Origin of the sequence: Streptomyces sp. NPDC058741 (assembly GCF_042746715.1) — a bacterium.
Lineage (GTDB): Bacteria > Actinomycetota > Actinomycetes > Streptomycetales > Streptomycetaceae > Streptomyces.
Genome location: NZ_JBHYQH010000064.1, coordinates 1 through 26,779 on the forward strand (window position 1 = coordinate 1; position 26,779 = coordinate 26,779).

Consider the following 26,779-nt stretch of genomic DNA (forward strand, 5'->3'; position numbering starts at 1 on the left):
CCCGGAGAGCCGGGCGGCCACTCCTTCGAAGCCACTGAAGGCAAGAACCCATAAGCCACACCCGGCCCTCCCGGGCCGCCTAACAACTTACGGAGGCACCCATGTCGATACGTTCACGGGTACCACCTCCTCGTTGCCTCGCACGGCCTCGGGCAAGGTAGCAGCGGACGCGATGGCCCGCCAACGGTTTGGGCGCGAGCGGGTGGAGCTGTCCGAGCGGGCGCCGTCGGCCGGGGCCGGAACGGGGCCCGCTCGGTGCGCTGATGTGAGGTCAGGCGGTGTGCAGGGTCAGCCCGTACCTGCCGAGTATCTCGTTGACGGGCTGGTGCCAGGTCTCGCCGCCGCCCCTGCAGTTGCCCCAGCCGCCGGAGGTGACGCCCTGGGCCTGGTCACCGCTGATGAACGAGCCGCCGGAGTCACCGGGCTCGGCGCAGACGCTGGTCTTCGTCATCTGGTACACGGCGCCCTGGCTGTAGTTCACCGTCTCGTTCTTCGCCAGCACAGTGCCGCAGTGCCAGTGCGTGGTGGAGCCGGAACGGCAGATCGAGGCACCCACCGGAGCTTCGGCGGAGCCGCGCACGAGCTGGTCCGGCACCGTGCCCCAGCCGAGCACCACCGGCACGGTCCACCAGCCGCTGCCCACGTTGACCCAGGCGTAGTCGTTGCCGGGGAACGACGAGCCCTGGAAGTTGCCTATGTAGGACCGGTCCCAGCCGTACACCGCGGAGCTCGGTGCGCCGCAGTGCCCGGCGGTGACGAAGCCGCCGCGCACGGAGAAGCCGATGGAGCAGCGGACGTTGCCGGTGTAGTAGGGGTCGCCGCCCACGGTTCCGGCGGCGAAGGTACGCGGTGCCGCGGACGTTTGCCGCACCGCTACGGGACCGGCCTGCCGGGCCCGGGCGAGGAAGGCCCGGACATCGTTGTCGTCCCTGTGTCCGGCGACGAGGTTCACGACGACCTTGTTGGCCTTCGGATCCACGTGCCAACTGCCGACCCCGGCCGGCGCGGACAGGCCGTCGATGCGCTTCTTCGCGGCGTCGAGGTGGCTCGCGCTGTACCGCACGAGACGCACGTGCGCACCGGTCGCGCGGACGGCGCCCGCGTCGGCGGCGCGCGTGACGGCCACGGTGAGTTCGCCGCTTGCCGCGTCGAACCAGGACCCGCCGTACGCCGAGGCGGCGGCTTTCCGGGCCTCGCGTTCGACGGCCCTCGCGGTCTTCTCCGCGCTCAGGCGCGCCACGGCCTGACGGCTCGTCAGTCCAAGGTCGCGCTGCATCGCGGAGAGGAGCGCGGAGGAGGCCGGTGCCTCGGTGGCACGCGGGGGAGCGTCCGCGGCGGAGGCCGGCAGGGCGTTGGCGGTCGCCCAGGCGCCGAGCAGGAGGAGTGTGGACAGGGCGGTGCTCAGGGACTTGATGCGTCTCAAGGGAATGCCCCTTCGTTGTTCCAGCAGAGTGGGGATGGAACAGCCGTGCCTGAGAGCGCTCTCGCGGTATGCGCGGCAGAGCCTAGCCCCTGAGCATGGAAAGGTCTAGGCCTGTGCCCGGCCGTGCGAGGTGCCGCCGTCCCTACCGGTAACGGATGTGCAGGTGGTTGTCGTGGTTGGGGTAACTCGTCGTCAGGCCCTCCGAGATGAGCTGCGGATCGTTGAAGTAGACCAGCTCGACGTGGCCGGGGGCCTTCGCCCGGATCTCCTGCACGAGCCGGCGGGTGGCCGCGCGGTCGTACGTCGACGACTGCCAGGTGATGCGTCCGGCGCCGCACTGCGCCGAGTCGGTTCGCGGCGGCCACACGTCGATGTCGAGCCCGACTTCGTGACTGGCGTGGCCGGGGATGTCGCCGCCGTGCTCGAAGCTCGCGTCACCGACCGGCAGCCCGCCGTTCCCGGTGCCCGCGAACGCGGCTGCGGCGGCTTCGAGTTGGCCGACGACGCCCGCGCTGGCCCAGTGGGCGTCCGCGTTGCCGTCGGGGCTCTGGGCGCACATCGTGCCCGGCCCGAAGTCGATGTTCTCGTAGTGCCACAGCAGGTTCTTCCACGTGGCCGGTCCGACGACACCGTCCACGCCGAGGCCGGCGTGCGACTGGAAGGTGCGGACCGCCGCGGACGTGGCGGGCCCGAAGGCTCCGTCCACCGGGAGCCCCGCTGACCGTTTGGCGTCGAGCAGCGCCTGGACGGCCTTCACCGCGGGCCCGTTGTCGCCCTGCCGCACGGTCAGGACGAGCGCGCTCCAGGTGGCGGGGCCGACGACGCCGTCGGCGGCGAGCCCCTGGGCCTGCTGGAAGCCGGCGACCGCGCTGCGGGTGCCGGTGCCGAAGACGCCGTCCACGGGCACCGGTCGGCCGTGCGCGGCCAGCAGGTGCTGCAGGGCGATGACGTCGGTGCCCCGGTTGCCGTCGCTCGTCAGCGGATACGCGGCCTGGGGGAGGGCGCGGGCGGGCAGGCCCGTTCCGAGGAGGAGCCCCGCCATCGCGGCGAACAGCGCAAGGAAGCGGCCGAGTTGTCTCATGACGCCTTTCTCACCTTCCTTCCTGGAGTGCGTCCCAGGTGGCGGGGCCGACGACGCCGTCGGCGGCGAGCCCGCGTGAGGACTGGTAGTCGCGCACGGCCTGCGCGGTGCCGGTGCCGAAGACGCCGTCGACGGCCACCGTCCGGCCGAGCGCGGCGGTCAGGGCGCGCTGGAGCCGGGTGACGGCCTCGCCCGTGGAACCGTTCTGGAGTGTCGGTGCGGTCCCGTGCGACAGCAGCGCGGTCCAGGTCCTGGAGCCGACCACGCCGTCCGCTGTGAGCCCCACGCCGGACTGGAAGTCCCGGACGGCGGCGGTGGTGCCGGGGCCGAAGACCCCGTCCGGTGCGCCCGGGTCGTGCCCGGCGGCCCGCAGCAGGCACTGGGCCGCCGTGACCAGGGCGCCGGTGGAGCCGCTGCCGACGGTTCCGTAGGCGGTGAAGTCGAGGCTCGTGCCGGTGCAGCCGGGCTCCGGCGGACTGCCGGTGCCCACGTCGAGGTAGTCGCGGTCGATGGTGAGGGAGTAGCCGCCGTAGGACTCGGTGACCTCGCCCGCGTACTGGTGGATGCGCTGGTGGCCGGACCAGTGGGTGGACGGCACGTAGGAACCGGTGGCGGTGTCGACGGCGCCGTTCCACCATGCGTAGAAGATGTGGTCGACCCGCGTGTAGGCGCCGTCGGCGTATGCGTCGGACGCGTCCTTGATGCCGGACGCCGCGCTGGAGTAGAAGCCGGACAGGTAGCCGCTGTCGTGCAGCCGCTCGGTCCAGCCGGACAGGTACGACAGCACGGCGGCCTTGCAGGAGGCCGTCGAGGCGTACGCCTCGATGTCGCTGTAGAGGGCGCTGCCGGGCGGGATGCCGAGGCTCGACGCGGCGGTGAGGGCGTCGGCGGCCGCGGTGACGCCCTGGGCCCTGGCCGTGGCCGGGTCGGTGGACATCCTCAGCGCATAACCGGTGCAGGGCGCCTGACGGCCGACGTCGACGGGGATCAGCCGCCATCCCTTGCCGGTCTGCTCGGCCACCCAGCCCGCGGTCAGGTTCTGCTGTGCGCAGCCGCGGAAGGAGCCGCTGATGTAGACCCCGATCGCGCGGTACGGCGAGCCGGACCGCCAGGCGTCCATGACGGGCTGTGAGGGTGCGGTGCAGGCGTCGAAGCCCTTGCCCAGGTAGGAGCCCGGTTGCGGGCCGGCGGCCGCCAGGGCGGTGGGGGAGGAGCGCCGGCCGCTGCGAGGCGGTTCGCCGCGCTCGGCTTCCGGCGTCAGTTCGGCCGAGGAGAGGACACCGCGGACGAGCCTCTCGGTCGCCGGGGTGTGAGCGGCGGTGACGAGGACCCCGGCGTCCTCGACCAGGACCTGGAGGGTGCCGTTGCCGGACGGGACGGACGGGGCGGTGGCCGCGCCCCGCGGTGTCCGCGCGGTCGACCCCGTCACCTGGCCGGCGGAGCGGGCGGTGACGGGCTCGACGACGATGCCCGCCGTACGGCCGACGACACGGGCCGGGCAGTCGTTGCGGTCGGCGGGCTCGCCCAGGTAGACGGCGGGCGCGTCGAAGCGCGGGCAGGCGCGCGGGTTCTCGGCCAGGTCGACCACCCGCCAGTCGGCGGGCACGTGGAGGCGATAGCCGTGGTACGTGACGGCCCGCCGCGTCCCGGGCGCGGAATCCGCCGCGGCGGGCGCGGGCACCCCGAGGGCGCCGATCCCTGACAGCAGCGCGAGCAAGGCCGTTCCGGCGCGGACGCGCCGCAGGGGACGGGACGACATCGGAGCACTCCTGCTCGGTACGGGGGAGAGGGAGAGCGGCGCGGCAGCCCCGCTCCCGGCCGGGAGCGGGGCCCGTCCCGGCGGTGAGGAGCGTTGCGTGCCGCGACGCGCGGTCCGGGGAGAGAGGCGCCGGTCAGATGCCGCAGCCGGGAGCGGACCAGGACCTGCCGGTTCGTCCGTCCACGTGCGTGTGGTCGTCGTGACCGGGGTAGCCGGGACCGAAGATCCCTCCGAAGCCGTGGTACCGGGCTCGCTGGGCGAGCTGGCAGAGCGTCGGGTTGCCGACCAGATCGGCGGCGTCACCGTAGAGGTGGCGGCTGTTGGAGGCGCCGCCGACCGCGCTGTTGCAGGAGTACGAGCGGAATCCGCTGGTGATGACGAGCGGGACGTCGCCCATCGCGTGCCGCATCGCCTCGAGCTTCCACATCGTGCGCAGGGCGTTGGACTTGGCCGTGGCCGCGCTGACCGCCCCGCCGGACCAGGTGGAGTTGCACTTGTTCATCTCGGCGTAGGTGAAGTGGACCGGCGTGCAGTCCGGGTCCTGGAGCGCGTAGATCCTGCTGTACGTCGCGGCACCCGCGACGCCGTCCGCCGGAAGGCCGTACGCCTGCTGGAACTTGCTGACCGCGGCCTTGGTCCGCGCGCCGAACTGGCCGTCGGCGGACAGGTTCTCGCCGTAGTCCACGTGACCGGCCACGCGGATCTGCAGCTCGGTCACGTCGGATCCCGACATGCCCTCGGACAGGGTGCGGTTCCAGGTGTAGCACTCGTCGGCCTGGGCCGGGCCGGCGGTGGCCAGCACTCCGCCCGTTGCGGCAGCCATGGTCATGACAAGCGACAGAATCAGTCGGGTCGTACGTCGCAGCATCGCGCCTCCGTCCATCTCCACGCGGGGGGTTCGAGCCGAGTGTGGCGCCCTTGCCGTGACCCTGTCCACACCGTCACCGTCTGCCACAGGACCAGACCTTCGGCGCGGCGCCCTGGTCGACCTCGCCCGGGACCTCCAGCGGCGCTGCTCGCGCAGCACCGCCGGCGACGTCGGACGTCCGGCGGCGTAGCCGCGGATGAAGCGCGTCACGTCCCGCGGGGTGGAGACGATCCCGCCCGAGGCCCACACCCCGGACGCGCTGGGCATCTCGCTCACGTCCTCCGGCGGCGCGGGAGGGCCGACCGCGTAGCCGTGCGTGTACGGCTACGCCGTCGGGCAGCCCAGAGGCAGGCTGGTGTCGCTCAGTCCCAGGGGCCGGTGGACGATCCGGCGCGGCAGCTTCCCGTAGGGCCGGCCGGTCGCTGTTTCCGCCGTCGGCGCGACGGCGATGTCGTCGGAGTTGGAGTCCGGTACGCGGAGCCGGGACGGAAGCGCAGCGGTTCGTCCGCGACGAAGTCCGGCAGTCGGCGGGGGACCAAGGTGCGGCGCGGGTCCGCCCGCAGCGGTTCCAGGAATGCGGGATCCTCCCTGTAGTCGGGCAGTCCGCCGGTGTGGTTCAGCAACTGCCGCAGGGTGACCGGTTGCCAGGGGCGCGGGGACCGGGGCAGGGAGCGGCCGAGGGTGCTGTCCAGGCAGAGAGCGCCCTCCTGCACCAGCCGCAGGGCTACGGCGCCGCTGAACGCCTCCGCCGTACTGGCGATCCGCATGTGGTCGGTGGGCTCGATCCGGCGGCCCGTCTCCAGGCCGGCGACACCGGCGCGCAGCACACGCGCAGCGCCGTCCCGCCGCAGTACGGCGATCACCCGCGGTGGCCCTCCCGGCTCGGCGACCAGCTCCTCCAGCCGCTGTCGCAGGGCGTCTTCGCCGCTGCCGGCGGCCGCGACGTCCGCCGTCGGGGCGAGGAGCGGCCCACCGCGGCAGGAGGCGCCGAGCAGGGCGGCGAGAAGCCGGCGCAGGCCGCGGGGACGGGGCCGGGTACCGGCACGGGGCCACCGGGGCGGGGACGGGCATGAGGGGCGTGTGGGTTCCGGAGGCCCGAAGGACACGGGCCCGCACGGCATCGTTACGGCCCCCGCCCGCCCGCTCGGCGAGCGTGCTCTGTCCGGCCGATCGGCCGAAGGGCCCACGGCTCGGCCCCGCCCGCGCCGACGCAGGTGGGTGAAGCCTGAGGCACCGTCAGCTCCCCGGGGCATGCATGAGGATCGCCGCTGTATCCGGCCGGGTCGGCGGCATCGATGCGCTGGAGGCGAGAGTGATGAACGAACGAGCCGGAGGGACGCGCCCTCACACCATCAGCGTCCCGGTCCTCATCGTGGGCGGTTCCCTGGTCGGCCTGTCGACATCCTTGTTCCTCGGACGACTCGGGGTGCCGCACCTGCTGGTGGAGCGCCACGCGGGTACCTCGATCCATCCGCGCGGCCGCGGCAACAACGTCCGCACGATGGAACTGTTCCGGGTGGCGGGAGTCGAACAGGCGATCCACGAGGCGGCCGCCACCCTGTCCGTCAACCACGGCATCCTGCAGACCCCCACCCTGGTCGGCGACGCGGGCGAGTGGTTGTTCCGGGAGATCGACCCGGGTGGCGGCCTGGCCCGCTTCAGCCCGACCGGCTGGTGCCTGTGCAGCCAGAACGACCTCGAACCGGTCCTGTTCGACCACGCCCGCGAGCACGGCGGCGATCTGCGCTTCTCCACCGAGCTGATGTCGTTCGACTGCGACCCCACCGGGGTGACCGCCGTGGTCAAGAGCCGCGAGACGGGTGAGCACACCACCGTCCGCGCGGACTACCTCGTCGCCGCGGACGGCCCCCGCAGCCCCGTGCGGGAGCAACTGGGCATCACGCAGAGCGGCCCCGGCGACCTGTTCCACAACGTCAGCCTCACCTTCCGCTCCCGCCGTCTCGCCGACGTCGTGGGCGACCGCCACTTCATCGTCTGCTACCTGACGAACCCGGAGGCCGACGGCGCCCTGCTGCCGGTGGACAACCACGAGAACTGGGTCTTCCACGCGCCCTGGCACCCCGAACAGGGCGAGGCCCTGGAGGAGTTCACGGACGAGCGGTGCGTCGAGCACATCCGCCGGGCCGTCGGCGTCGCCGACCTCGATGTCGAGATCACCGGCAAGGCGCCCTGGCACGCCGCCCAGCGCGTGGCCCGCAGTTACCGGTCGGGACGGGTGTTCCTGGCCGGCGACTCGGCCCACGAGATGTCCCCGACCGGGGCCTTCGGCTCCAACACCGGTATCCAGGACGCCCACAACCTCGCCTGGAAGCTGGCCGCGGTGCTCGACGGCTGGGCGGGGGAGGACCTGCTGGACACGTACGACGCCGAGCGCCGTCCCGTGGCCGAGGCCACCAGCGCGCGGGCCGCCGCCCGATCGGCCGAACACAGCCACCCCGGATTCGCCCCGCCCCCCGGAGCGGGCGGCGGGGGCCCTCAGAAGGGCATCCTCAACGTGGCCCTCGGCTACCGCTACCCGCGGGGCGCCGTCGTCGGAGCCGACCCCGCGGCCCCGGCGGTGCCCGAGGGGCTCGACCTCACCGGCGGACCCGGCAGCAGAGCCCCTCACCTGTGGGTGCGCCGCGGCGACGAACGGATCTCCACGCTCGACCTCTACGAGCGGTCCCCGGTGCTCCTCAGTGACGCCGCCGAGCCGAACGCCTGGCACGAGGCCGCCGTCCGCCTCGCCGACAAGCTGTCCCTGCCGCTCACGTCGTACCGGGTGGGCACCGGAGACCAAGCCGACCTGGTGCCGGAGGACGGCGTCGACTGGGCGGAACGCCACGGCACAGGCCCCGGAGGCGCCGTGCTCGTGCGGCCCGACGGGTTCGTCGCCTGGCGGTCGCCGGGTCCGCACACGGACGCCGAGACGGAGCTGCACCAGGTCCTGAGGACCGTGCTGGCCCTCGCCTGAGTGGCCCTGCCGGGGCCCGCCGACCACCGGTCGGCGGGCCCCGGCCGCCGCGGGGGCGCCCCCGGACCGGCGGCCCGGAGTTCTCCGCAAGCCCGGGCCGCCCGGCCGACCGGTGCGTGCCGACGGGTGCGTGCCGACGGGTGCGTGCCGACGGGTGCGTGCCGACCGGCGCGCGGCGACGGCTCCAGGACGAAACCATCCGGGCGCGGAGGCGCCCGTCACCTGTGCGGTGGAGTGCCTCCATCCGGCGCCGAACCACACGGATCACCTGGTACGTCGTGGCTCCTCCCGCTGCGGCCGAGCCCGTCCGGGTCACTCCCCTACGTCGTCCGAGTCGCGCGATGCGCACCTACGGACACACGATCTAGGAACGCCGGCGTCGCACACCGCGACCGGCGACCACTCACCCCTCGTCGAAGGAGATGTGCGCAGGATGACCACCACGTCCGAACGGATGGCAGGTTCGCGGACGCGAGAGGCGTCGCACCATGTCTCCCAGTCCGTGTTCGACGGTTCCCGGCTCCGAGTCGTCCTCCTGGTCGACGTCTACGACGGCGCCCAGCAGGAGTTCCTGGAGGCCTACGAACAGCTCTGCAACCAGGTCGCGTCCGTCCCCGGGCACCTCAGCGACCAGCTGTGCCAGTCGATCGAGAACCCCTCCCAGTGGCTCATCACCAGTGAGTGGCAGAGCGCCCCGCCGTTCCTCGCCTGGGTCAACAGCGAGGACCACGTGCGCATGGTCGAGCCGCTGCACAACTGCGTGCGCGACACCCGGTCGTTGCGCTTCCACGTCGTGCGCGAGACCGGCGGCCCGGCGGCGACCGACCCGGCGGAGCGCCGGCTCCAGACGGCCCCCAGGATCGGTGACGGGCTCATCCGGCACGCCCTCACCTTCACCGTCAAGCCGGGCAGCGAGGAGATCGTCGCCAAGATCCTCGCCGACTACGCCTCGCCCGAGCCGAAGGTCGACGACACCACCCGGCTCTGCCGCACCTCGCTGTTCATGCACGGCAACCGCGTGGTCCGGGCCGTCGAGGTGCGGGGCGACCTGCTGGCCGCGCTGCGCCACGTCGCCCGGCAGCCCGAGGTACGGGCCGTCGAGGAGGCCATCAACCCCCACCTGGAGCAGGACCGGGACCTCAACGACCCCGAGTCCGCCCGGGTCTTCTTCACCAGGGCCGCGCTGCCGGCCGTCCACCACGTGACGGCGGGCGGGCAGGACCCGCAGGCCGAGCGGCACGCCCTGTTCTACCCGGCCCGGCCGGAGCGCGGCATGCAGCTCGCCGAGTTCCTGGCCCGCCGGGACGAGGCGGCGGCCGGGGACCCGCGGAGTCCCGTCCTGCGCAGCACGATCTTCCAGCGCGACGACGTCGTCGTGCGGCTGATCGACGTACGCGGCGGACTGCAGGAGGCCGACCCCGGCCGCGTCCTCGGCCTGTCCGACCCGGCCGAGGTGGCCGAGCTGACGACGCTCATGGACGACACCGCGGCCACGGACGCGCCGGCCTCGCGGGACGGCGGCCTCGCACGCCTTCTCGAACAGGCGCGCATGGATCTCGTCACCGACCGCCGGGCGCCCGAAGCCTGATCCGACATCCCGTGGGGGAGGCGGTGCCCGCCTCCCCCACGTCGGTGCGACACACCAACGGAGGAACGCGTGATCACATCTCGTCCCAGAATCGTGAGCCTGAACGACGTCGAGCCCAACCGCCGGCGAGGCGGTGACCTGCGGGCCATGCTCACCCCGGCAGCGGTGGGCGCCACCAGCGGATTCATGGGTCTGGCCCTCATCGAGCCCGGTGACCGCATCGCCGAGCACTACCACCCGTACTCCGAGGAGTTCGTGTACGTGGTGTGCGGACAGCTGGAGGTGGACCTGGACGGGGAGCCGCACCCGCTCCAGCCCGACCAGGGGCTGCTGATCCCCGTCAATGTGCGCCACCGCTTCCGCAACGTCGGCGACGTGGAGGCCCGTATGGTCTTCCACCTCGGACCGCTGGCCCCGAGCCCGCCGCTGGGCCACGTCGACACCGAGGGAACCGACGCCGAGTCCGCCGCGACGGCGGCCGAGGCCGCCGAACGACCTCGGGTCCGGTCATGACCAGACGCGTCGCGGTCACCGGCATAGGCGTCGTCGCCCCGGGCGGCACCGGCATACCGGCGTTCTGGGACCTCCTGACGGCCGGGCGCACGGCGACACGGGGCATCACGTTCTTCGACCCGTCCGATCTGCGGTCGCAGATCGCCGCCGAGTGCGACTTCGACCCCGCCGCCCACGGCCTGGACGCACGGGACGTGGAACGGTGCGACCGGTACATCCAGTTCGCCCTGGTGGCGGCGGACGAAGCCGTCCGGGACGCCGGAGTCGACCTCGGCGCCGAGAACCCGTGGCGCGTCGGCGTCTCGCTGGGCACCGCGGTCGGCGGCACCACCCGGCTGGAGCACGACTACGTCCTGGTCAGCCACAGCGGGCGGCGCTGGGACGTGGACCACCGCGAGGCCGGCCCCGACCTGCACCGCGCGTTCTCGCCCAGCACGCTCGCCTCCACGGTGGCGGAGCGCTTCGGGGCGCACGGCCCGGTGCAGACGGTGTCCACGGGCTGCACCTCCGGCCTCGACGCGGTCGGCTACGCCTTCCACACCGTGGAGGAGGGCCGTGCCGACGTGTGCATCGCCGGCGCCTCGGACTCGCCGATCTCCCCGATCACCATGGCCTGCTTCGACGCGATCAAGGCCACCTCCCCGAACAACGGCGACCCGGCTCACGCCTCGCGCCCCTTCGACGCCAACCGCGACGGTTTCGTCATGGGCGAGGGCGGCGCCGTCCTCGTCCTGGAGGAGCTCGAGCACGCCCGGGCCCGCGGCGCCCGCGTGTACTGCGAACTGGGCGGATACGCCACGTTCGGCAACGCCTACCACATGACCGGCCTCACCAGCGAGGGCCTGGAGATGGCCCGCGCCATCGAGGACGCCCTCGACCACGCACGGCTGGACCCCACCGCGATCGACTACGTCAACGCGCACGGGTCGGGCACCAAGCAGAACGACCGCCACGAGACCGCCGCGGTGAAACGGGTGCTGGGCCCGCACGCCTACGAGACCCCGATGAGCTCCATCAAGTCGATGGTGGGCCACTCGCTCGGCGCCATCGGAGCGATCGAACTGGTCGCCTGTGTGCTGGCCCTGGCCCACCAGGTGGTGCCGCCGACCGCGAACTACGAGACACCCGACCCCGAGTGCGACCTGGACTACGTCCCGCGCGTGGCCCGCGAACGCAACCTCGGCAGCGTGCTCTCCGTGGGCAGCGGATTCGGCGGTTTCCAGTCCGCGGTGGTCCTGAACCGGCGGAGGGAGACAACATCATGAGCGAACCCCGTCCACGGCGCGCGGCCGTCACGGGAGTCGGTGTGATCGCGCCCAACGGAGCCAGTACCGAGACCTTCTGGAAGTCCACCAAGGAGGGCATCTGCGCCCTGGACCGCGTCACCCGCGACGGTTGCGAACACCTGCCGCTGCGGGTGGCGGGCCAGGTCCGCGACTTCGACCCGTCGGCGGCGATCGAGGGGAACTTCCTGGTCCAGACCGACCGGTTCACCCACTTCGCGATGGGCGCGGCCGACCTCGCGCTGGACGACGCCCAGCTCCACCGCTCCGGGACCGACGGCGCGCCCTTCTCCGTGGGCGTGGTCACCGCCGCCGGTTCCGGCGGCGGCGAGTTCGGGCAGCGCGAACTGCAGCAGCTGTGGAGCAAGGGCAGGCGCTACGTCGGCCCGTACCAGTCCATCGCCTGGTTCTACGCCGCCAGCACCGGCCAGATCTCCATCCGCCGCGGCTTCAAGGGGCCCTGCTCGGTCGTCGCGGCCGACGAGGCCGGCGGCCTGGACGCCCTCGCCCACGCGGCGCGCGCCGTCCGGCGCGGCACCGACGTCATCGTGGCCGGGGCGACCGAGGCGCCCATCGCGCCGTACTCGATGGTGTGCCAACTCGGCTACGAGGAACTCAGCACGGTCGACGACCCGGCCCGCGCCTACCGCCCGTTCACCTCCGCGGCCTGTGGATTCGTGCCCGCCGAGGGCGGTGCCATGGTCGTGGTCGAGGCGGAGGAAGCGGCCCGGGAGCGGGGCGCGCGGGTGCGGGCCCACCTGGCCGGGCACGCGGCGACCTTCACGGGGGCCTCCCGCTGGGAGGAGTCCGCGGAAGGGCTCGCCCAGGCCGTCCGGGGAGCCCTGGCGGAGGCCGACTGCGCCCCCGAGGAGATCGACGTCGTCTTCGCCGACGCCCTCGGCGTACCGCAGGCGGACCGCGCCGAGGCCCGGGCCATCGCCGACGCCCTCGGCGCCCACGGCACCCGGGTGCCCGTCACCGCGCCCAAGACCGGGATCGGCCGGGGCTACTGCGCGGCGCCGCTCATGGACACCGCGGCGGCGGTGCTCGCGATGGAGCACGGCCTGATCCCGCCCACCCCCAACGTCTTCGACATCTGCCACGACCTCGACCTCGTCACCGGCCGGGCCCGCGCCGCAGAGGTACGCACGGCGCTGGTGCTGAGCCGCGGACTCATGGGGTCGAACTCGGCGCTGGTGCTGCGGCACGGCGCCACCGACGCCTCGCCGTGAGGCGCCGCGAACAGCACAGGAAGGACATGGCATGACGGACCGCATCACAGTGGAAGAGCTGGCCGAACTCATGAAGAAGTGCACCGGGGTCACCGTCACCCCGGAGGAACTCTCCCGTGAGGAGACGGCCTTCGAGACCCTCGGCGTCGACTCGCTGGGCCTGCTGGGCATCGTGGGCGAACTGGAGAACCGGTACGGCACGCCGATGCCCACCGACGCCGAACGCTCCAAGACGCCCCGGCAGTTCCTCGACCTCGTCAACAGCGCGCTCATGGCGGGAGCCTGAGATGGCCGGGCACACACAGAACGAGATCACCATCGCGGCGCCCCTGGACCTCGTCTGGGAGGTGACCAACGACCTGGAGAACTGGCCGCAGTTGTTCAGCGAGTACGCCTCCGTCGAGATCCTCTCCCGGGAGGGTGAGAAGACGACCTTCCGGCTGACGATGCACCCGGACGAGAACGGCACCGTGTGGAGCTGGGTCTCCGAGCGCGAGCCGGACCGCGACACCCTCACCGTCAAGGCCCGCCGGGTCGAGACGGGTCCCTTCGCCCACATGGACATCCACTGGCGGTACGAGGAGGTACCGGCCGGCACGCGGATGGTCTGGACGCAGGACTTCGCGATGAGGCCCGACGCGCCGGTCGACGACGAGTGGATGACGGACAACATCAACCGGAACTCCAAGGTGCAGATGGGCCTGATCCGCGACCGCATCGAGAAGATGGCCGCGGAGCGCGGGACGAGTCCCGGCCTGACCCGCTGAGCCGGACGGAGAACAGTCCCATGCACCACACTCTGATCGTCGCCAGGATGGCCCCGGGATCGGCCCCCGACATCGCCAAGGTGTTCGAGGAGTCCGACCGTGGGGAACTGCCGCACCTCGTCGGCGTCACCCGGCGCAGCCTCTTCCAGTTCGGCGAGGTGTACCTGCACCTGATCGAGGCCGAGCGCGACCCCGCGCCCGCCATCGCCGAGATCAGCGGGCATCCCGAGTTCCGGGACGTCAGCGAGCGGCTGTCCGCGTACGTCAGCGCGTACGACCCGGAGACATGGCGTTCCCCGAAGGACGCCATGGCGCAGCGCTTCTACCTGTGGGAGCGCGAACCGAGCGGCTGACCGCCGCGCGCACGCGACGGTCGCCGGGCCCGCGATGTCGGCGGACCCGGCGACCGTCGGTCTGCGCCGGGGGCCCCGGGATCGCCGGGGCCCCCGCGATGCGGCCGGATCAGCCGGGGATGTGGCAGTCGAACGCGTGCAGGTAGGGATTGACCGGGCTGATGTCGTCGATGACCAGGCCCGCCTCGGTCAGCCGGTCGATCATGCTCTGGGTGGTGTGCTTCGCCCCGCCGACGTTCAGGAGCAGCAGCAGGTCCATCGCCGTGCTGAACCGCATGGAGGGCGAGTCGTCGACGAGGTTCTCGATGGCCACGACACGGGCCCCGGGACCGCCTGCCTCGCGGACGTGCCGCAAGGTGCGGGCGGTGCTCTCGTCGTCCCACTCCAGGATGTTCTTGATGACGTAGACGTCGGCCTTCACCGGGACGGCCGTGCGGACGTCGCCGGGCACCACGCGCGCACGGCCGGCGAGGTCGCCGCCCGCGCGCAGCCGCGGCAGGGCGTTCTCCACCACCCGGGGAAGGTCGAGCAGCGTCCCGTGCATGTCGGGGTACTTGTCCAGCAGGCTCGCCACCACGTGCCCCTGGCCGCCGCCGATGTCGGCGACCGACGCGCACCCCGTGAGGTCGAGGAACGCGGCGACGTCCTGCGCCGACTGCGCGCTGGAGGTCGTCATGGCACGGTTGAAGACGTCGGCCGACTCCGGGGCGTCCTCGTTGAGGTACGGGAAGAACTCCTTGCCGTACAGGTCCTCCACCACGTTGCGGCCGGTGCGCACCGCCTCGTCCAGCTTCGGCCAGACGTCCCAGGTCCACGGCTCGGTGCACCACAGGGTGATGGCGCGCAGGCTGTGGGGGTCGTCCTCGCGCAGCAGCCGGGAGACGTCGGTGTGAGCGAACGTACCGTCCGGGCGTTCCGCGAAGACGCCGTGGCTGGACAGGGCTCGCAGAAGCCGTCGCATCGGGCCCGGTTCGGTCTTCACCGCGGCCGCGATGTCCTCCACGGCCATGGGCGCGTCACCGAGGGCGTCGGCGACGCCCAACCGGGCGGCCGCGCGCAGGGCGGCGGCGCAGGCCGCCCCGAACGCGAGTTCCCGCAGCCGCATGGACGGCGGAGGAGCGGGCTGAGTGGTCGTCATGTGCCGCCTTTCTGCTTGATCGTGTCGACGCCGGTGTTCAGCACAGGCCGGCGGGCCGGGACGTCCCGCAGAGGTTGTCCTGGAAGGTGTTGCCCTTGCCCGGGTCGGTGTTGACCAGGTCCGCCGGGGAGTTGCCCTGCAGCAGGTTGTCGCTGATCCGGTTCCGCTCGCTGGTCGTGCCGACGAAGCTCTTGAACACGACGATGCCGCCGGAGAGCGGGGAACCGCCCACGTTGTCCCTGATCACGTTGCCGCTGATCAGGTTGTCGTCCGTGCCCGTGAGGACGATGCCGGATCCCTGCAGGGCGTCCAGCCGGGCGGTCTTCGGGCAGGACTTGTTGTTGCGCTCGATGAGGTTCCCGCGCACGGTCACGAGACCCGCCTTGGGCTTGTTCTCGTCCCCGACGACGAACACCGCCGCGCAGTTGCCGGTGAGGTGGTTGCCCGCGACGGTCAGGTTGCGCAGCCGGCGGACGGTGACGCCGATCCGGTTGCCCTCCAGCCGGTTGCGCTCCACCACCGTTCCCCCGGTGTCCGCGGCGCCCTCCTCCTCCTTCACCGTGTTGGCGAGGAAGAGGCCCGCGTCGCCGTTGTCCCGGGCGGCGTTGTGGCGCAAAACGCCGCGGGCGGAACGCTCGGTGGCGATGCCCCACACCCCGTTCCGGACCGCGGTGACGTTCTTCACGGTCAGCCCGTCGGCCTCATGGGCGTAGACGCCGGTCTTGCCGAAGCCCCTGACCGTGAGCGAGGCGATGGTGACGCCGTCGACGCCGCGGTCCTTGGTGCCGCTGACGCAGATGCCGTTGCCGGCCGCGGCACAGCCGCCGGCGGCCCTCTCGGCGGCCGGTGCGCTGCCGGATGTGGTGGCGGATGCGGTGGCGGTGGGCGCGATGGACGCGCCCGCCTCCGGCTCCAGTACCGTGCCGCGGCCCATGCCGCGCAGGGTGAGCCCGGGCGTGGTGACGTCGACGCTTCCGTGGTGGGTGCCGCGCGCCAGCAGCACGGTGTCGCCCGGCCGGGCGGCGTCCACCGCCTGCTGGATCGATTCCCCGGGCTTGACCAGATGGACCCTGTGCGCAGCGGTCGACGGAGCGGCCCCCAGCCCCGTCCCCAGCAGCGTCGCCGCGCACGCCAGATACGCAATATGGCATTTGTTCATATCGCGCAGATTATGACCATCGAGGCCGTGAACCGGCGGGATGGGCCATCCGGTGGCGTGGCACGGCCGGCCGTCCCCCTGCACCGGCCGGCCGCCGCGTCGGCTCCGCCGGGCTCAGAAGGCGTAGCGCACCCGCAGCCACGGCGCGTGGCGGTCGATCAGGGTGCGCAGGGTCCGCACCGCCTCTCCCTTGACGCCGTTGCGGTAGCGGAGGTTCATGGCACCGTTCTCGGAGCGCTTCGCCTGCTGGAGTTCCGGCCGCCACAGGACCTCCTCGGCACGGGGGTGCCAGCCGAGGTTGACCTCGTGCAGGTCCTGTTGGTGGGTGAGCATGATCACCTCGGCGGCGGCCTGCCGTTTCACCCGCTGCGGCAGGACGTCGTCCAGGTGGAGGAGCAGCTCGGCCCAGGCGTCCTCCCAGCCGGGCCGGACGACCACGGGGGAGAGGTTGAAGTGGACCTCGTACCCGGCGTCCAGGAAGTCCGCCGCGGCGCCGATGCGCTCGGCGACGGGCGAGGTGCGCACGTCGAGCAGCCGCGCGTCGTCCGGCGGCATCAGCGAGAAGCGGATGCGGGTGCGGCCGCGCGGGTCGAGGGCCAGCAGGTCGGGGTTGACGAACTTGGTGGCGAAGCTCGCCTTGGCCGTGGGCCACTGCCGGAAGGCGTGCACCAGATCGGCCGTGTTGTCGCAGATCAACGCGTCCACCGAGCAGTCGCCGTTCTCACCGATGTCGTACACCCACGACTGCGCGTCGCACTGGTTCGGCTCGGGCTTGTGCCCCTGCCGTGCCACGTGCCGGGCGAGGTGGGCGATGATCCGGTCGATGTTGGTGAAGACGGTGATGGGGTTGGCGTACCCCTTGCGCCGGGGCACGTAGCAGTAGGCGCAGGCCATGGCGCACCCGTTGGAGGCGCCGGGAGCGATCCAGTCCGCAGACCGGCCGTTGGGGCGTGTGGTGAGGGTCTTCTTCTCACCCAGGACCAGTGTCTCCCCCTTGATGCGCACCCAGCGCTCGATGTTGCCCTCGTTGCCGTGCAGCCCGGGGATGCGCCAGTGCGAATCGACCGTGATCACCCGGGCGTCGGGGAAGCGGGCGGTGATCTGCCGCCCGCGCGGGGACGAGGCAGCCGCGGGCTCGGCGTGGATCTCCCGCACGGGCAGCAGCCGACGCGCCGCGGCGGAGGTCCGGAAGGAGGGCTGCCGACCGGTCGCGCGAGAGGGGCCGGGGCTGAGGGCGTCGAGCCCGAACAGCGTGCCCGAGTCGTCGTCCGGGCTTCCGGACGCGTGGTGCATGAGTGCTCCCGTAACGGGTCGGTGCGAGGGGGCGCGAAGCCCGTCGTCCCACTGTACGGGGCACATGTCACCACGCGTCCGCACCGGGCCCGGCGCATCCGGGCCGCCACCGCATCCTGGTCGTGCCCCCGGCATTCGCCCTCGTAGGCCTCCACGCTCGCAGGAGCCGGGCCGCGGTGTCGGCTGATGTGCCGACGCTTCGAGTGCCGGGCCCGGCGGCGGCCGGATCGTCGTCGTCCGGCAGCGCCGCTTCGTCGACGATGCGTGCCCGCGGTGCCTCTTGGACAATGGACGGCCCCGGCTTATGGTGGGAGCCACACGCATCCACGCTCGCCGCGGGCTGTGCGCCCGGGCGGCCGAACGGGGGAAGAAAGGTGCGTGCCCGATGACGATCGGGCTCCTCTCCTCGGTTGCCGCCGTGCTCTACGGAGGCACGGTCTCGATCCTCGCTCTGACGGCGACCTTCGCCCGGCGCCGCACGCTGCGGCGTGACGCGCGCAGCACGCTCGTCGTCCTGGTGCGGGGAAGTGCGGTGGAGTCGCAGCAGGCAGGCGGCGCGGCGACGGGCCGGGACGGCTGAACACCTGGCATGCCGAATCCTGACGTTCCATCAACCAAGTGGACTGTGCCGAGCCTTGCCGCCTCGGCACACCGCTTTCGCCGAAAGGGGGGTGGAATCCGCGTTCGGGGGTACATGCGTCGCCATGGCAGCTGAAACTGATCACGCCGAGTCCGTTCGAGCCCTGCGTCAACTGCGGCGGATGCGTACCTTCTACGCCGGGGGCGCTGTCCTGTGGGCGGCTACGGCCGCGACGGCGGGATGGGACACCCCCGGGAGCCGGCAGATGTGGGTGTCGGTGGCGCTCCTCGTGGTCTTCGCCGTGCTGCTGTCCGTGACGTCTGTGTGGGTGTGGCGTCAGCAGGCTGCCCGGCCGGACGCATCGGGGCGCCACGCCCTCGCACCCGCTACCTGGTGACCCCGGCGGCCGTGGCCCTGGTGCACACCCGCCGCCTGCTCGGCGCCCGCGCCTTCGACGCCTACCTGCGCCTCCAGTTCCGGACCTGATCCCGGCCCGCCCGGCAGGCCACTCCACGAAAGCCGGAACAGATTCACCCGCCGATGTCGAGAACGCGCGGCCGGCTCCGTCCCCGGGGTGAACGCGACCACAATGGGTGGTCGTACATCAGCACCCGGGAGAACACGATGGCCAAGTACCTGCTGCTCAAGCACTACCGCGGCGCTCCGGCTGCGGTGAACGACGTGCCGATGGACCAGTGGACGCCGGAGGAGATCTCGGCGCACATCCAGTACATGAACGACTTCGCGGCCCGGCTGGAGAAGAGCGGCGAGTTCGTCGACGGTCAGGCGCTCGCCCCCGAGGGGATGTGGGTCCGCTACGACGGCGAGGGGCGCGCCCCGGTCACCGACGGCCCGTTCGCCGAGACCAAGGACCTCATCGCGGGCTGGATGGTGATCGACGTCGACAGCCGGGAGCGGGCCGTCGAGCTGGCCGGGGAGCTGTCGGCGGCTCCCGGGGCGGGTGGCAAGCCGATCCACGAGTGGCTGGAGGTGCGCCCGTTCCTGACCGCGCCGCCCACGATCACGCAGTGACCTCGTCGATGGACGAGGCTCTGCTGCGCAGCCTCACACCGCGTGTCCTCGCCGTCCTCGTCCGCCGCGGAGCCGATTTCGCGGCGGCCGAGGACGCCGTGCAGGAGGCCCTGGTCGAGGCGGTCCGCCTCTGGCCCGCCGACCCGCCGGGCGACGCCAAGGGCTGGCTGATCACCGTGGCCTGGCGCAAGTTCCTCGACCAGGCACGGGCGGATGCCGCCCGACGCAGACGTGAGGACCTCGTCGAGCAGGAACCGGCGCCCGGGCCGGGGCCCGGGACCGCGGTGGACGACACGCTCCAGCTGTACTTCCTGTGCGCCCACCCGTCGCTGACCCCGGCCTCGGCCGTCGCGCTCACCTTGCGCGCGGTGGGCGGGCTGACCACGCGCCAGATCGCCGAGGCCTACCTGGTACCCGAGGCGACCATGGCGCAGCGCATCAGCCGGGCCAAGCGGACGGTGGCCGGGGTGCGGTTCGACCAGCCCGGCGACGTCGCCACCGTCCTGCGCGTCCTCTACCTCGTCTTCAACGAGGGCTACTCGGGCGATGTCGACCTCGCCGCCGAGGCCGTCCGGCTGACCCGGCAGCTCGCGGCCGTCGTCGATCACCCCGAGGTCGCCGGGCTGCTCGCCCTGATGCTGCTCCACCACGCCCGCCGCGCCGCCCGCACCGCGCCCGACGGCAGCCTGGTACCGCTCGCCGAGCAGGACCGCGGCCGCTGGGACACCGGGGCGATCGCCGAGGGCGTGGCGATCCTGCAGAGGGCCCTGGCCCGCGACCGGCTGGGCGAGTACCAGGCCCAGGCCGCCATCGCCGCCCTCCACGCGGACGCGCCCCGCGCAGAGGAGACCGACTGGGTGCAGATCGTGGAGTGGTACGACGAGCTCGTGAGCCTGACCGGCAGCCCCGTCGTCCGGCTCAACCGCGCCGTCGCCGTCGGCGAGGCCTACGGGCCGTGCGCCGGGCTGGCGGCCCTGGCGGAGCTGGACGACTCACTGCCCCGCCACGCCGCGGTGGCGGCGCACCTCCACGAACGCGACGGTGACCTGGCGACGGCGGCACGGCTGTATGCCGAGGCGGCGCGCAAGGCCCCCGACCTCGCCGAGCGCCACCACCTGACCCGCCAGGCCGCCCGGCTCAACGCCCGCCTGCGCAGCTGACCGCCGCCGGCTTCCCCGGGCGGCGAGCGGTCGGGACGGCGACCGGCAGAGTCGGGCGGCCACCGGTCCACTCGCGTCGGCCTCAGTGGTGACCGGTTCACTTGCGTTGGCTGCGGCGGGGATCGTTTCACTCGCGTCGGCGATCTGGGCCCGTTGGCGCTGCTGGCGGAGATACCCCCGGACACCCTGCGCGGTAACACGGACGTGGCGGCGATGAGCCGGATCGCCGCCGCCCCGGAGGACCTGGACACCCTGGACGCCTACTGCGCCACCGGCTCCCTGCGCCGGGCCGCCGACCTCCTCCACCTGCACCACAGCAGCGTCGCCCGCCGCATCGAACAGCTCGGCAAGACCCTGGGCGTCGACCTCACCCGGCCCGCCGGCCTGATGCGCGCCAGACTCGCCCTGGGCGCACGACGGCTGCTCGACGACGCGGACACCCCACCAGGGGCGGCCTGAACCGACCACGACGGCCGGCCTCGACCCTGCTGCCGACGGCACGCGCAGCGCCGTGGGCCGATGGGCCCGGACGGAACCGGGTGACATGGGAAGCGGACATCGGGAAGGCTCGCCCCCATCGTCTCCACCGTGCACCCGCGCTCCCGACGGTTCGGGATGGGCGGTCCTCGCCGTTCTCGACGGCAACCGGTTCTGCGTCCTGCGCGGTGACTCCGACCGAGCCGCCATGGCCCCCTGCCGCCCGCGTGTCGCCGCGGCCGGACCGGCCCCCGTGGATTGCCGCGGGGAACGAACTGGGAAGTCATAGGGCTGTGATCACCCCGAAGGGAGCACGACGCCCCGTGACGCTCGTAACGCCCCCCATACCCAGAGCGGCTGGATCGTTTCCGCTGATCGGTCACGCGCTGCGGCTCATGCGCGACAACCTCGGCTTCATCGCCTCACTGCGCGAGAACTACGGCCCGCTGGTCGAGATCGTCCTGCAGCCCGGCACCCGCACCGTCGTCGTCCAGGACCCCGACCTCATCCGCACCATGCTCGTCGACCTCGCCCCCACCCTCGACAAAGGCCGCTTCTTCGACAAGATGGGCCACATCCTGGGTGACAGCGTCGTCACCGCGGCGGGCCAGGAGCACGTCGGCAGACGGCGCAAGCTGCAACCGGCGTTCGCCCGGGCCCGGATCGCCGGCTACGTCGACGTCATGCGCGACGAAGTCACCGCCGCCACGGGCACCTGGCGTCACGGCCAAAGACTCGACGTGCACGAGGCCATGGTCGGACTGTCGCTCGACATGCTCACCAAGACGGTGTTCTCCGCCGGCCTCGACGAGGAGACCTTCCGACGGCTGCGCCGCGACCTGTCCGTCGTGATGACCGGCGTCGGCGCACGCGTCATGCTGCCCGACTGGGCCGAGCGGCTGCCGCTTCCCTTCAACCGGCGCTTCGACCAGTCCCGGGACGCCGTTCGGGCCACCGTTCGCCGGACCGTCGACGACCTGCAAGCCTCCGGCCACGACGGCGGCGACATGCTCTCGATGCTGTTGCACGCCACCGACCCCGACAGCGGCGAGCCGCTGACCCCGGACCAGATCTGCTCGGAGATCCTCACCTTGGCCGTGGCGGGTACCGAGACCACGGCCAGCGTCCTGTCGTGGGTCCTGTACGAGCTCGCCCGCCACCCCGGCATCGAGGCCCGGGTCCTGGCCGAGCTGCGCGAGGTCCTCGGTGAGCGTCCCATCGCCTTCGCCGACCTCCCCAGGCTTCCCTACCTGCGGCGCGTGGTGGACGAGGCCACCCGACTGCATCACACGGGGTGGCTGGTGACGCGCAGGACCACCACGGAGATCCGGCTGGGGGAGTGGACCGTGCCCGCCGGTACGGAACTGGCCTATTGCCAGCACGCGCTGCACCGGGACCCCGCGCTCTTCCCCGACCCGCTGGCCTTCGACCCCGATCGCTGGCTGGACAGCGCGCAGCCACCGCCCACCGGGGCGTTCCTCCCGTTCGGCGCGGGCAAGCACAAGTGCATCGGCGACCACTTCGCGCTCACCGAACTGATCACCGCCGTCGCGACCATGGTCCGCGCGGTCCGGTTCGACCTCGCGCCCGGCCGGACGGTCCGCCCCGTGGCGCGGGCCACCGTCCGCCCGGGAAGCCTGCTCATGACCGTGCGCCGCAGGGAAGGGGCAGCGCGCTCGTCGGCCGCCTGAACGACCGCCGAGCTCGTCCGGTGCGTCGCTCGTCCGGTCCCTCGAAAGCGAGGACGCCGGGCGCGTGGGGCGCGGCGACCGCATGCTGGAAGCGGTGGGGGCCGCGCCCTACGTGAGACGGGATGAGGGACATGTGTGTCGATCGCCGCGACCTGCGGCCCCTGTGGTGGCTGTCAGTGGCCGTCCTCGTGCTCATGGCCGTGTCGTCCGCGGCGGGGCTGTGGTGGCGCGGCCTCTACCGGGAACCGGCCGAACTCCGGGCGGTACTGCGCGCGTACGACCTCGTCACTCTGGCAGCCGTGGTCCCCCTGCTCGGCGGCGTCGTCGTCGCGGGGAAGCGTCGGGCCGGGCCGGCGGTGGCGCTGCTGTGGGCCGGGTGCCTGATCTACGCGGTGTACCACTACACGGCACTCTCCTTCGGTTTGACCTTCAACGACCTCTTCCTGGTGCACGTGTTCCTCGTACCCCTGTCGATCGCGGCGCTCGTGCTGCTGCTGGCGAACCTCGACACGGACGGCATCCGGCGCCGCTTCTCGCCGCGCACCCCCGCCCGCTCCGTGAGTGTCCTGCTGCTCCTCCTCGCGGTGGCCCTGGGCGGCGTGTGGACCTGGTCCGCGGCCCGTTACGCCGTCACCGGGGAGCAGCCGGGCGAGAGCGACCTGGTCCTGCCGCCCCGGAGCGTCCACCTGGCCTACGCGCTCGACCTGGGCCTGCTCACCCCCGCTCTGCTGCTGGGAGCCGTCCTGCTGTGGCGCCGCGCTCCATGGGGCTACGTCCTGGCCCCGGCGCTGCTCGTCTACCTCCTGCTGTACCAGGCGAACTACACGGCCGCTCTCGTGTTCCAGGCCGATGCGGACATCGCGCACGCCAAGCGCGTCGATCCCGCCGAACCGTTCATCACGGCGGCGCTGCTCGCAGCGGCCGTGGCGATGTTCGCCGGCCTGCGCCGTCCACGGACGTCCTGACGACGCTGCGGACGACGACGCGAAAGGCGAGCGGCCGCGCGCACGGCGGCGCCCCGTGCCGATAAGTTCTACAGGTCTGTAGAAACAGCTCGGTCGTCCGGACCGGGCGTCCTCCCGACCCGACGGAGTTCTCATGGCCCTGTGGGACCGCATCAAAGGGTCCGCATCCACGATGCAGGACCAGCTCATGGCGAGGAAGAACGACCTGAAGAGCGGCGCCTTCCGCGACGCCTCCATGGCGATGTGCGCGCTCGTCGCCGCCGCGGACGGCACCGTCGACCCGTCCGAACGGCGGCGCGTGGCCCAGCTCATCGCCACCAACGAGGTGCTGCAGAACTTCCCCGCCGACGACCTGCGCCGCCGCTTCGAGGAGAACCTCGACAAGCTCACCACCGATTTCGACTTCGGCAAGGTGAGCGTCCTGCAGGAGATCGCCAAGGCCAAGAAGAAGCCCGCGGAAGCACGGGCCGTCGTCCAGATCGGCATTGTCATCGGCGGAGCCGACGGCGACTTCGACAAGGACGAGCAGGCCGTGGTCCGCGAGGCGTGCTACGCCCTGGCCCTGCCGCCCCACGAGTTCGACCTCTGACCGACCCGGTCCACGGCAGTGGTCCCGACAGGTGCCGTGCCGCGTCGGCGGCGACCGCGGCCCGGCACCGGTCGCGTTCCCCTGACAGCGGGTGCTTCTGCGCGCCGCCGTCGGGCCGGTCGTAGCGCGCTCACCCCGCCGGCACCCGCCGGGTGCGCGGGGCCCGGCAGCATGAGAGCTTGGCGGCAGGCCGTACCCGGCACCCAGGACCGGGGATTCGTCCGGCGCAGTCGGGTACCCGGCGCTTGATCACAGACCCCCCACCTCCGTGGCCGCACCGGCCGCGGCTGGTCTGAAGCAGAGGGACGATAGCGATGAGCCAGCCCAACCCCGTGAAGCGGGCGGCGGACAAGGTCACCGAAGCAATCCAGGGCACCGGCGCGGGACCGGAGGAGGGGATCCCCGGCAAACCGGCCCCGCAGTCCCCGAGCCTCGCGGAACCGACGGAGCCACGCGAGCCGCTGCCGCCGAAGCCGGACCAGAGCGGGCCCGACACGATGTCGCCGACAGGGCAGGCGACCGGCGCGGCCCAGGCCCGTGCGGCCCAGTCGGGTGCCTACCTGACGGGCGCTCAGGGCACCCGGCTGTACGACACCGACCACTCGCTCAAGGCGGGCCCGCGCGGGCCGGTACTGCTCCAGGACCACCACCTGCGCGAGAAGGTCATGCACTTCGACCACGAGCGCATCCCCGAGCGGGTCGTGCACGCACGCGGCGCGGCCGCGCACGGCGTCTTCAAGAGCTACGGCACCGCGAGCGAGGTGACGAAGGCGGCGTTCCTGGCGCCGGGCGCGGAGACCCCGGTGTTCGTGCGCTTCTCCACGGTCCTGGGATCCCGGGGCTCCGCCGACACGGTGCGTGACACGCGCGGGTTCGCGACGAAGTTCTACACCGAGGAGGGCGTCTTCGACCTCGTCGGGAACAACATGCCGGTCTTCTTCATCCAGGACGCCATCAAGTTCCCGGACATCATCCACGCCGGCAAGCCGCACCCGGACCGGGAGATCCCGCAGGCGCAGAGCGCGCACGACACCTTCTGGGACTTCGTCACGCTGCACACCGAGGCCACCCACCACACCCTGTGGAACATGTCCGACCGGGGCATCCCGCGCTCCTACCGGATGATGGAGGGATTCGGCGTCCACACCTTCCGCCTGGTGGCCGCCGACGGTTCCACGACCCTGGTGAAGTTCCACTGGAAGCCGAAGCTCGGCGTGCACTCCCTGGTGTGGGAGGAGGCGCAGCTCGCGGGCGGCGTCGACCCCGACTTCCACCGCCGCGACCTCGCCGACGCCATCGAGGCGGGCGCCTACCCGGAGTGGGAACTGGGCATCCAGACCTTCCCGGACACCCCGGAGCAGATCTTCGAGGGCATCGACCTGCTCGACGCGACCAACCTCGTCCCCGAGGAGCTCGCCCCCGTGCAGCCGATCGGGCTGCTGACCCTCAACCGCAACCCGTCGAACTTCTTCGCCGAGACCGAACAGGTCGCCTTCCACGTCGGCCACCTCGTGCCCGGCATCGACATCACCGACGATCCGCTGCTCGCCGGACGGCTGTTCTCCTACCTGGACACCCAGATCACCCGGCTGGCCGGCCCGAACTTCTCCCAGATCCCCGTCAACCGGCCGCACGCGCCGGTCAACGACATGCTGCGGGACGGCTTCCACCAGGACGCCGTGCACCGGGGCGTAGCTCCGTACCGGCCCAACTCACTCGACGGCGGCTGCCCGTTCCTCGCGGGAGCGGAGACCGGGGCGTACATCGAGACGCCGGTGCGGGTGCCGGAGGCGACGAAGGTCCGGGAGGCCCCCGAGTCGTTCTCCGACCACTTCAGCCAGCCGCGCCGGTTCTGGCTGAGCATGAGCGAGGTGGAGCGCGAGCACATCATCGGCGCCTACACCTTCGAGCTCGGCAAGTGCTACGAGCAGGCCGTCAAGGAACGGGCGTTGCGGGTGCTGGCCAACATCGACGCCCGGCTGTGCGCCCGTGTCGCCGAGGGCCTCGGTCTGCCCGTGCCCGAGGCGACCGTGCCGCCGGCCGAGGTCGAGCCGAGCCCCGCGCTGTCCCAGGTCGGGCGGTCCTGGCCCACCGACGGCCGTCTCATCGGCATCGTCACCGGCCCGGAGGGGGACCTGGACGGCGTGCGCGCGGTGCACGAGGCGGTCCTCGGCGCGGGCATGGTGCCGCTGGTCATCGCGCCCACGGGCGGCAAGCTGGGCGCGGGCGACGACGCGGTGACCGTGCAGCGGACGTTCGTGACCGCGCGGTCCGTCGAGTTCGACGCGCTGCTGGTGGCCGGCGCGCCCGCGGCGGGCGGCGACGCCCACGGCTCCCGCGACGCCAAGGCGACTCCCGCCGGTGCGCCGGGCGCCGCCGACCCCAGGGTGACCCTGCTGCTGGCGGAGTCGTTCCGCCACGGCAAGGCCATCGGCGCCTGGGCGGGTGGCGAGGCGCTCCTGGAGGCGGCCGGGATTCTGACCGACGCGCCCGGCGTCGTGGCCGGCCGGGACGGCACCTCCGTTCTGGAGGGGCTGCGGGAGCTGATGGGCGCGCACCGCGTGTGGGAGCGGTTCGTCACCACCGTCTGAAGCCACGCCGCCGTCGGCGACACGGAGCATGCCTCCACCCCTTTCCGGGGGGAGGCGTGCATCCGCCGGTGCCCTCCGGCCGGTAGACCAGGTGAGGCCACGCCCGAAGGGGGCGCACCTGCCCGCGAGCTGCGAGGAAGAACCGTGAACACGATGTCGCCGACCGATCCCTACGACGCCCTGCTCCTGCTCTCCTTCGGCGGCCCGGAGGGCCCGGACGACGTGGTCCCGTTCCTGGAGAACGTGACGCGCGGGCGCGGCAT

The 26,779-nt window shown here is 72.5% G+C and carries 25 protein-coding genes and 1 pseudogene; 18 read left to right on the forward strand and 8 right to left on the reverse strand.

The window, feature by feature from the left end; translation table 11 throughout:
• Positions 1–271: 271 nt before the first annotated feature.
• From ACFW6P_RS30205 to ACFW6P_RS30225, 5 genes are all read right to left on the reverse strand, one after another.
• Complete coding sequence (locus tag ACFW6P_RS30205) at positions 272–1,405, reverse strand: S1 family peptidase (protein WP_386360013.1); 1,134 nt, start codon at positions 1,403–1,405, stop codon at positions 272–274.
• A 160-nt stretch (positions 1,406–1,565) separates the two neighbouring features.
• Complete coding sequence (locus ACFW6P_RS30210) at positions 1,566–2,504, reverse strand: penicillin-insensitive murein endopeptidase (protein ID WP_386359999.1); 939 nt, start codon at positions 2,502–2,504, stop codon at positions 1,566–1,568.
• A gap of 10 nt (positions 2,505–2,514) precedes the next feature.
• On the reverse strand, positions 2,515–4,263 hold the full coding sequence (locus ACFW6P_RS30215) for a glycoside hydrolase domain-containing protein (protein ID WP_386360001.1): 1,749 nt from the start codon (positions 4,261–4,263) through the stop codon (positions 2,515–2,517).
• A 133-nt stretch (positions 4,264–4,396) separates the two neighbouring features.
• On the reverse strand, positions 4,397–5,131 hold the full coding sequence (locus ACFW6P_RS30220; RefSeq protein WP_386360004.1) for a D-Ala-D-Ala carboxypeptidase family metallohydrolase: 735 nt from the start codon (positions 5,129–5,131) through the stop codon (positions 4,397–4,399).
• A 362-nt stretch (positions 5,132–5,493) separates the two neighbouring features.
• Entirely contained in the window at positions 5,494–6,237 is a 744-nt protein-coding gene (locus tag ACFW6P_RS30225) for a serine hydrolase domain-containing protein (protein ID WP_386360007.1), read from the reverse strand.
• A gap of 209 nt (positions 6,238–6,446) precedes the next feature.
• On the opposite strand from ACFW6P_RS30225, the gene ACFW6P_RS30230 reads away from it, so the two are divergent.
• The 8 genes from ACFW6P_RS30230 (at position 6,447) to ACFW6P_RS30265 (ending at position 13,841) form a co-directional block, all read left to right on the forward strand.
• The gene (locus ACFW6P_RS30230) at positions 6,447–8,105 is read left to right on the forward strand and encodes an FAD-dependent oxidoreductase (protein ID WP_386360010.1); all 1,659 of its coding nucleotides are present in this window, start codon (positions 6,447–6,449) and stop codon (positions 8,103–8,105) included.
• A 433-nt stretch (positions 8,106–8,538) separates the two neighbouring features.
• Positions 8,539–9,693, forward strand: coding sequence for a SchA/CurD-like domain-containing protein (locus tag ACFW6P_RS30235; protein ID WP_386359607.1), 1,155 nt, complete (start codon positions 8,539–8,541; stop codon positions 9,691–9,693).
• A 69-nt stretch (positions 9,694–9,762) separates the two neighbouring features.
• Positions 9,763–10,206, forward strand: coding sequence for a cupin domain-containing protein (locus ACFW6P_RS30240; protein ID WP_386359608.1), 444 nt, complete (start codon positions 9,763–9,765; stop codon positions 10,204–10,206).
• Positions 10,203–11,471: a beta-ketoacyl-[acyl-carrier-protein] synthase family protein gene (locus tag ACFW6P_RS30245; RefSeq protein ID WP_386359609.1), complete on the forward strand. Its 1,269-nt coding sequence runs from the start codon at positions 10,203–10,205 to the stop codon at positions 11,469–11,471. Before ACFW6P_RS30240 ends, ACFW6P_RS30245 begins: the two co-directional genes overlap by 4 nt.
• Positions 11,468–12,721 (forward strand): ketosynthase chain-length factor, encoded by a 1,254-nt coding sequence (locus ACFW6P_RS30250; RefSeq protein WP_386359610.1) that lies wholly within the window; start codon positions 11,468–11,470, stop codon positions 12,719–12,721. Before ACFW6P_RS30245 ends, ACFW6P_RS30250 begins: the two co-directional genes overlap by 4 nt.
• A gap of 31 nt (positions 12,722–12,752) precedes the next feature.
• Complete coding sequence (locus ACFW6P_RS30255) at positions 12,753–13,007, forward strand: acyl carrier protein (RefSeq protein WP_386359611.1); 255 nt, start codon at positions 12,753–12,755, stop codon at positions 13,005–13,007.
• Between the two features lies 1 nt (position 13,008).
• Positions 13,009–13,488, forward strand: a complete 480-nt coding sequence (locus ACFW6P_RS30260) for an SRPBCC family protein (protein ID WP_386359612.1) — start codon at positions 13,009–13,011, stop codon at positions 13,486–13,488.
• 20 nt (positions 13,489–13,508) lie between these two features.
• Complete coding sequence (locus ACFW6P_RS30265; protein WP_386359613.1) at positions 13,509–13,841, forward strand: TcmI family type II polyketide cyclase; 333 nt, start codon at positions 13,509–13,511, stop codon at positions 13,839–13,841.
• Positions 13,842–13,950: 109 nt separating this feature from the next.
• Here the strand turns inward: ACFW6P_RS30265 and ACFW6P_RS30270 are convergent, their stop codons facing one another.
• From ACFW6P_RS30270 to ACFW6P_RS30280, 3 genes are all read right to left on the reverse strand, one after another.
• Positions 13,951–14,979, reverse strand: a complete 1,029-nt coding sequence (locus ACFW6P_RS30270) for a methyltransferase (RefSeq protein ID WP_386359614.1) — start codon at positions 14,977–14,979, stop codon at positions 13,951–13,953.
• 37 nt (positions 14,980–15,016) lie between these two features.
• The gene (locus ACFW6P_RS30275; RefSeq protein WP_386359615.1) at positions 15,017–16,138 is read right to left on the reverse strand and encodes a nitrous oxide reductase family maturation protein NosD; all 1,122 of its coding nucleotides are present in this window, start codon (positions 16,136–16,138) and stop codon (positions 15,017–15,019) included.
• Positions 16,139–16,252: 114 nt separating this feature from the next.
• Positions 16,253–17,431 carry a spore photoproduct lyase family protein gene (locus tag ACFW6P_RS30280; RefSeq protein ID WP_386359616.1) on the reverse strand — a complete coding sequence of 393 codons (1,179 nt, stop codon included), beginning with the start codon at positions 17,429–17,431 and terminating at the stop codon, positions 16,253–16,255.
• A 385-nt stretch (positions 17,432–17,816) separates the two neighbouring features.
• Here ACFW6P_RS30280 and ACFW6P_RS30285 point away from each other — a divergent pair, with 385 nt between their 5' ends.
• The 10 genes and pseudogenes from ACFW6P_RS30285 to ACFW6P_RS30330 all read left to right on the forward strand — a co-directional run bounded on the left by ACFW6P_RS30285 (position 17,817) and on the right by ACFW6P_RS30330 (position 26,516).
• Positions 17,817–18,011 (forward strand): hypothetical protein, encoded by a 195-nt coding sequence (locus tag ACFW6P_RS30285; RefSeq protein ID WP_386425516.1) that lies wholly within the window; start codon positions 17,817–17,819, stop codon positions 18,009–18,011.
• A 124-nt stretch (positions 18,012–18,135) separates the two neighbouring features.
• On the forward strand, positions 18,136–18,408 hold the full coding sequence (locus tag ACFW6P_RS30290) for a hypothetical protein (RefSeq protein ID WP_386359618.1): 273 nt from the start codon (positions 18,136–18,138) through the stop codon (positions 18,406–18,408).
• A 227-nt stretch (positions 18,409–18,635) separates the two neighbouring features.
• Complete coding sequence (locus tag ACFW6P_RS30295; protein WP_386359624.1) at positions 18,636–19,043, forward strand: YciI family protein; 408 nt, start codon at positions 18,636–18,638, stop codon at positions 19,041–19,043.
• Between the two features lie 8 nt (positions 19,044–19,051).
• On the forward strand, positions 19,052–20,203 hold the full coding sequence (locus tag ACFW6P_RS30300) for an RNA polymerase sigma factor (RefSeq protein WP_386359625.1): 1,152 nt from the start codon (positions 19,052–19,054) through the stop codon (positions 20,201–20,203).
• Between the two features lie 153 nt (positions 20,204–20,356).
• Complete coding sequence (locus ACFW6P_RS30305; protein WP_386359619.1) at positions 20,357–20,662, forward strand: helix-turn-helix domain-containing protein; 306 nt, start codon at positions 20,357–20,359, stop codon at positions 20,660–20,662.
• A 136-nt stretch (positions 20,663–20,798) separates the two neighbouring features.
• A pseudogene (locus tag ACFW6P_RS30310) lies at positions 20,799–20,894 on the forward strand (VOC family protein); the annotation flags it as partial.
• A gap of 109 nt (positions 20,895–21,003) precedes the next feature.
• Positions 21,004–22,371, forward strand: a complete 1,368-nt coding sequence (locus tag ACFW6P_RS30315; protein WP_386359620.1) for a cytochrome P450 — start codon at positions 21,004–21,006, stop codon at positions 22,369–22,371.
• Between the two features lie 131 nt (positions 22,372–22,502).
• On the forward strand, positions 22,503–23,336 hold the full coding sequence (locus tag ACFW6P_RS30320) for a hypothetical protein (protein ID WP_386359621.1): 834 nt from the start codon (positions 22,503–22,505) through the stop codon (positions 23,334–23,336).
• 133 nt (positions 23,337–23,469) lie between these two features.
• On the forward strand, positions 23,470–23,925 hold the full coding sequence (locus tag ACFW6P_RS30325) for a tellurite resistance TerB family protein (protein WP_386359622.1): 456 nt from the start codon (positions 23,470–23,472) through the stop codon (positions 23,923–23,925).
• 314 nt (positions 23,926–24,239) lie between these two features.
• On the forward strand, positions 24,240–26,516 hold the full coding sequence (locus ACFW6P_RS30330; protein WP_386359623.1) for a catalase: 2,277 nt from the start codon (positions 24,240–24,242) through the stop codon (positions 26,514–26,516).
• Positions 26,517–26,779 lie beyond the last annotated feature (263 nt).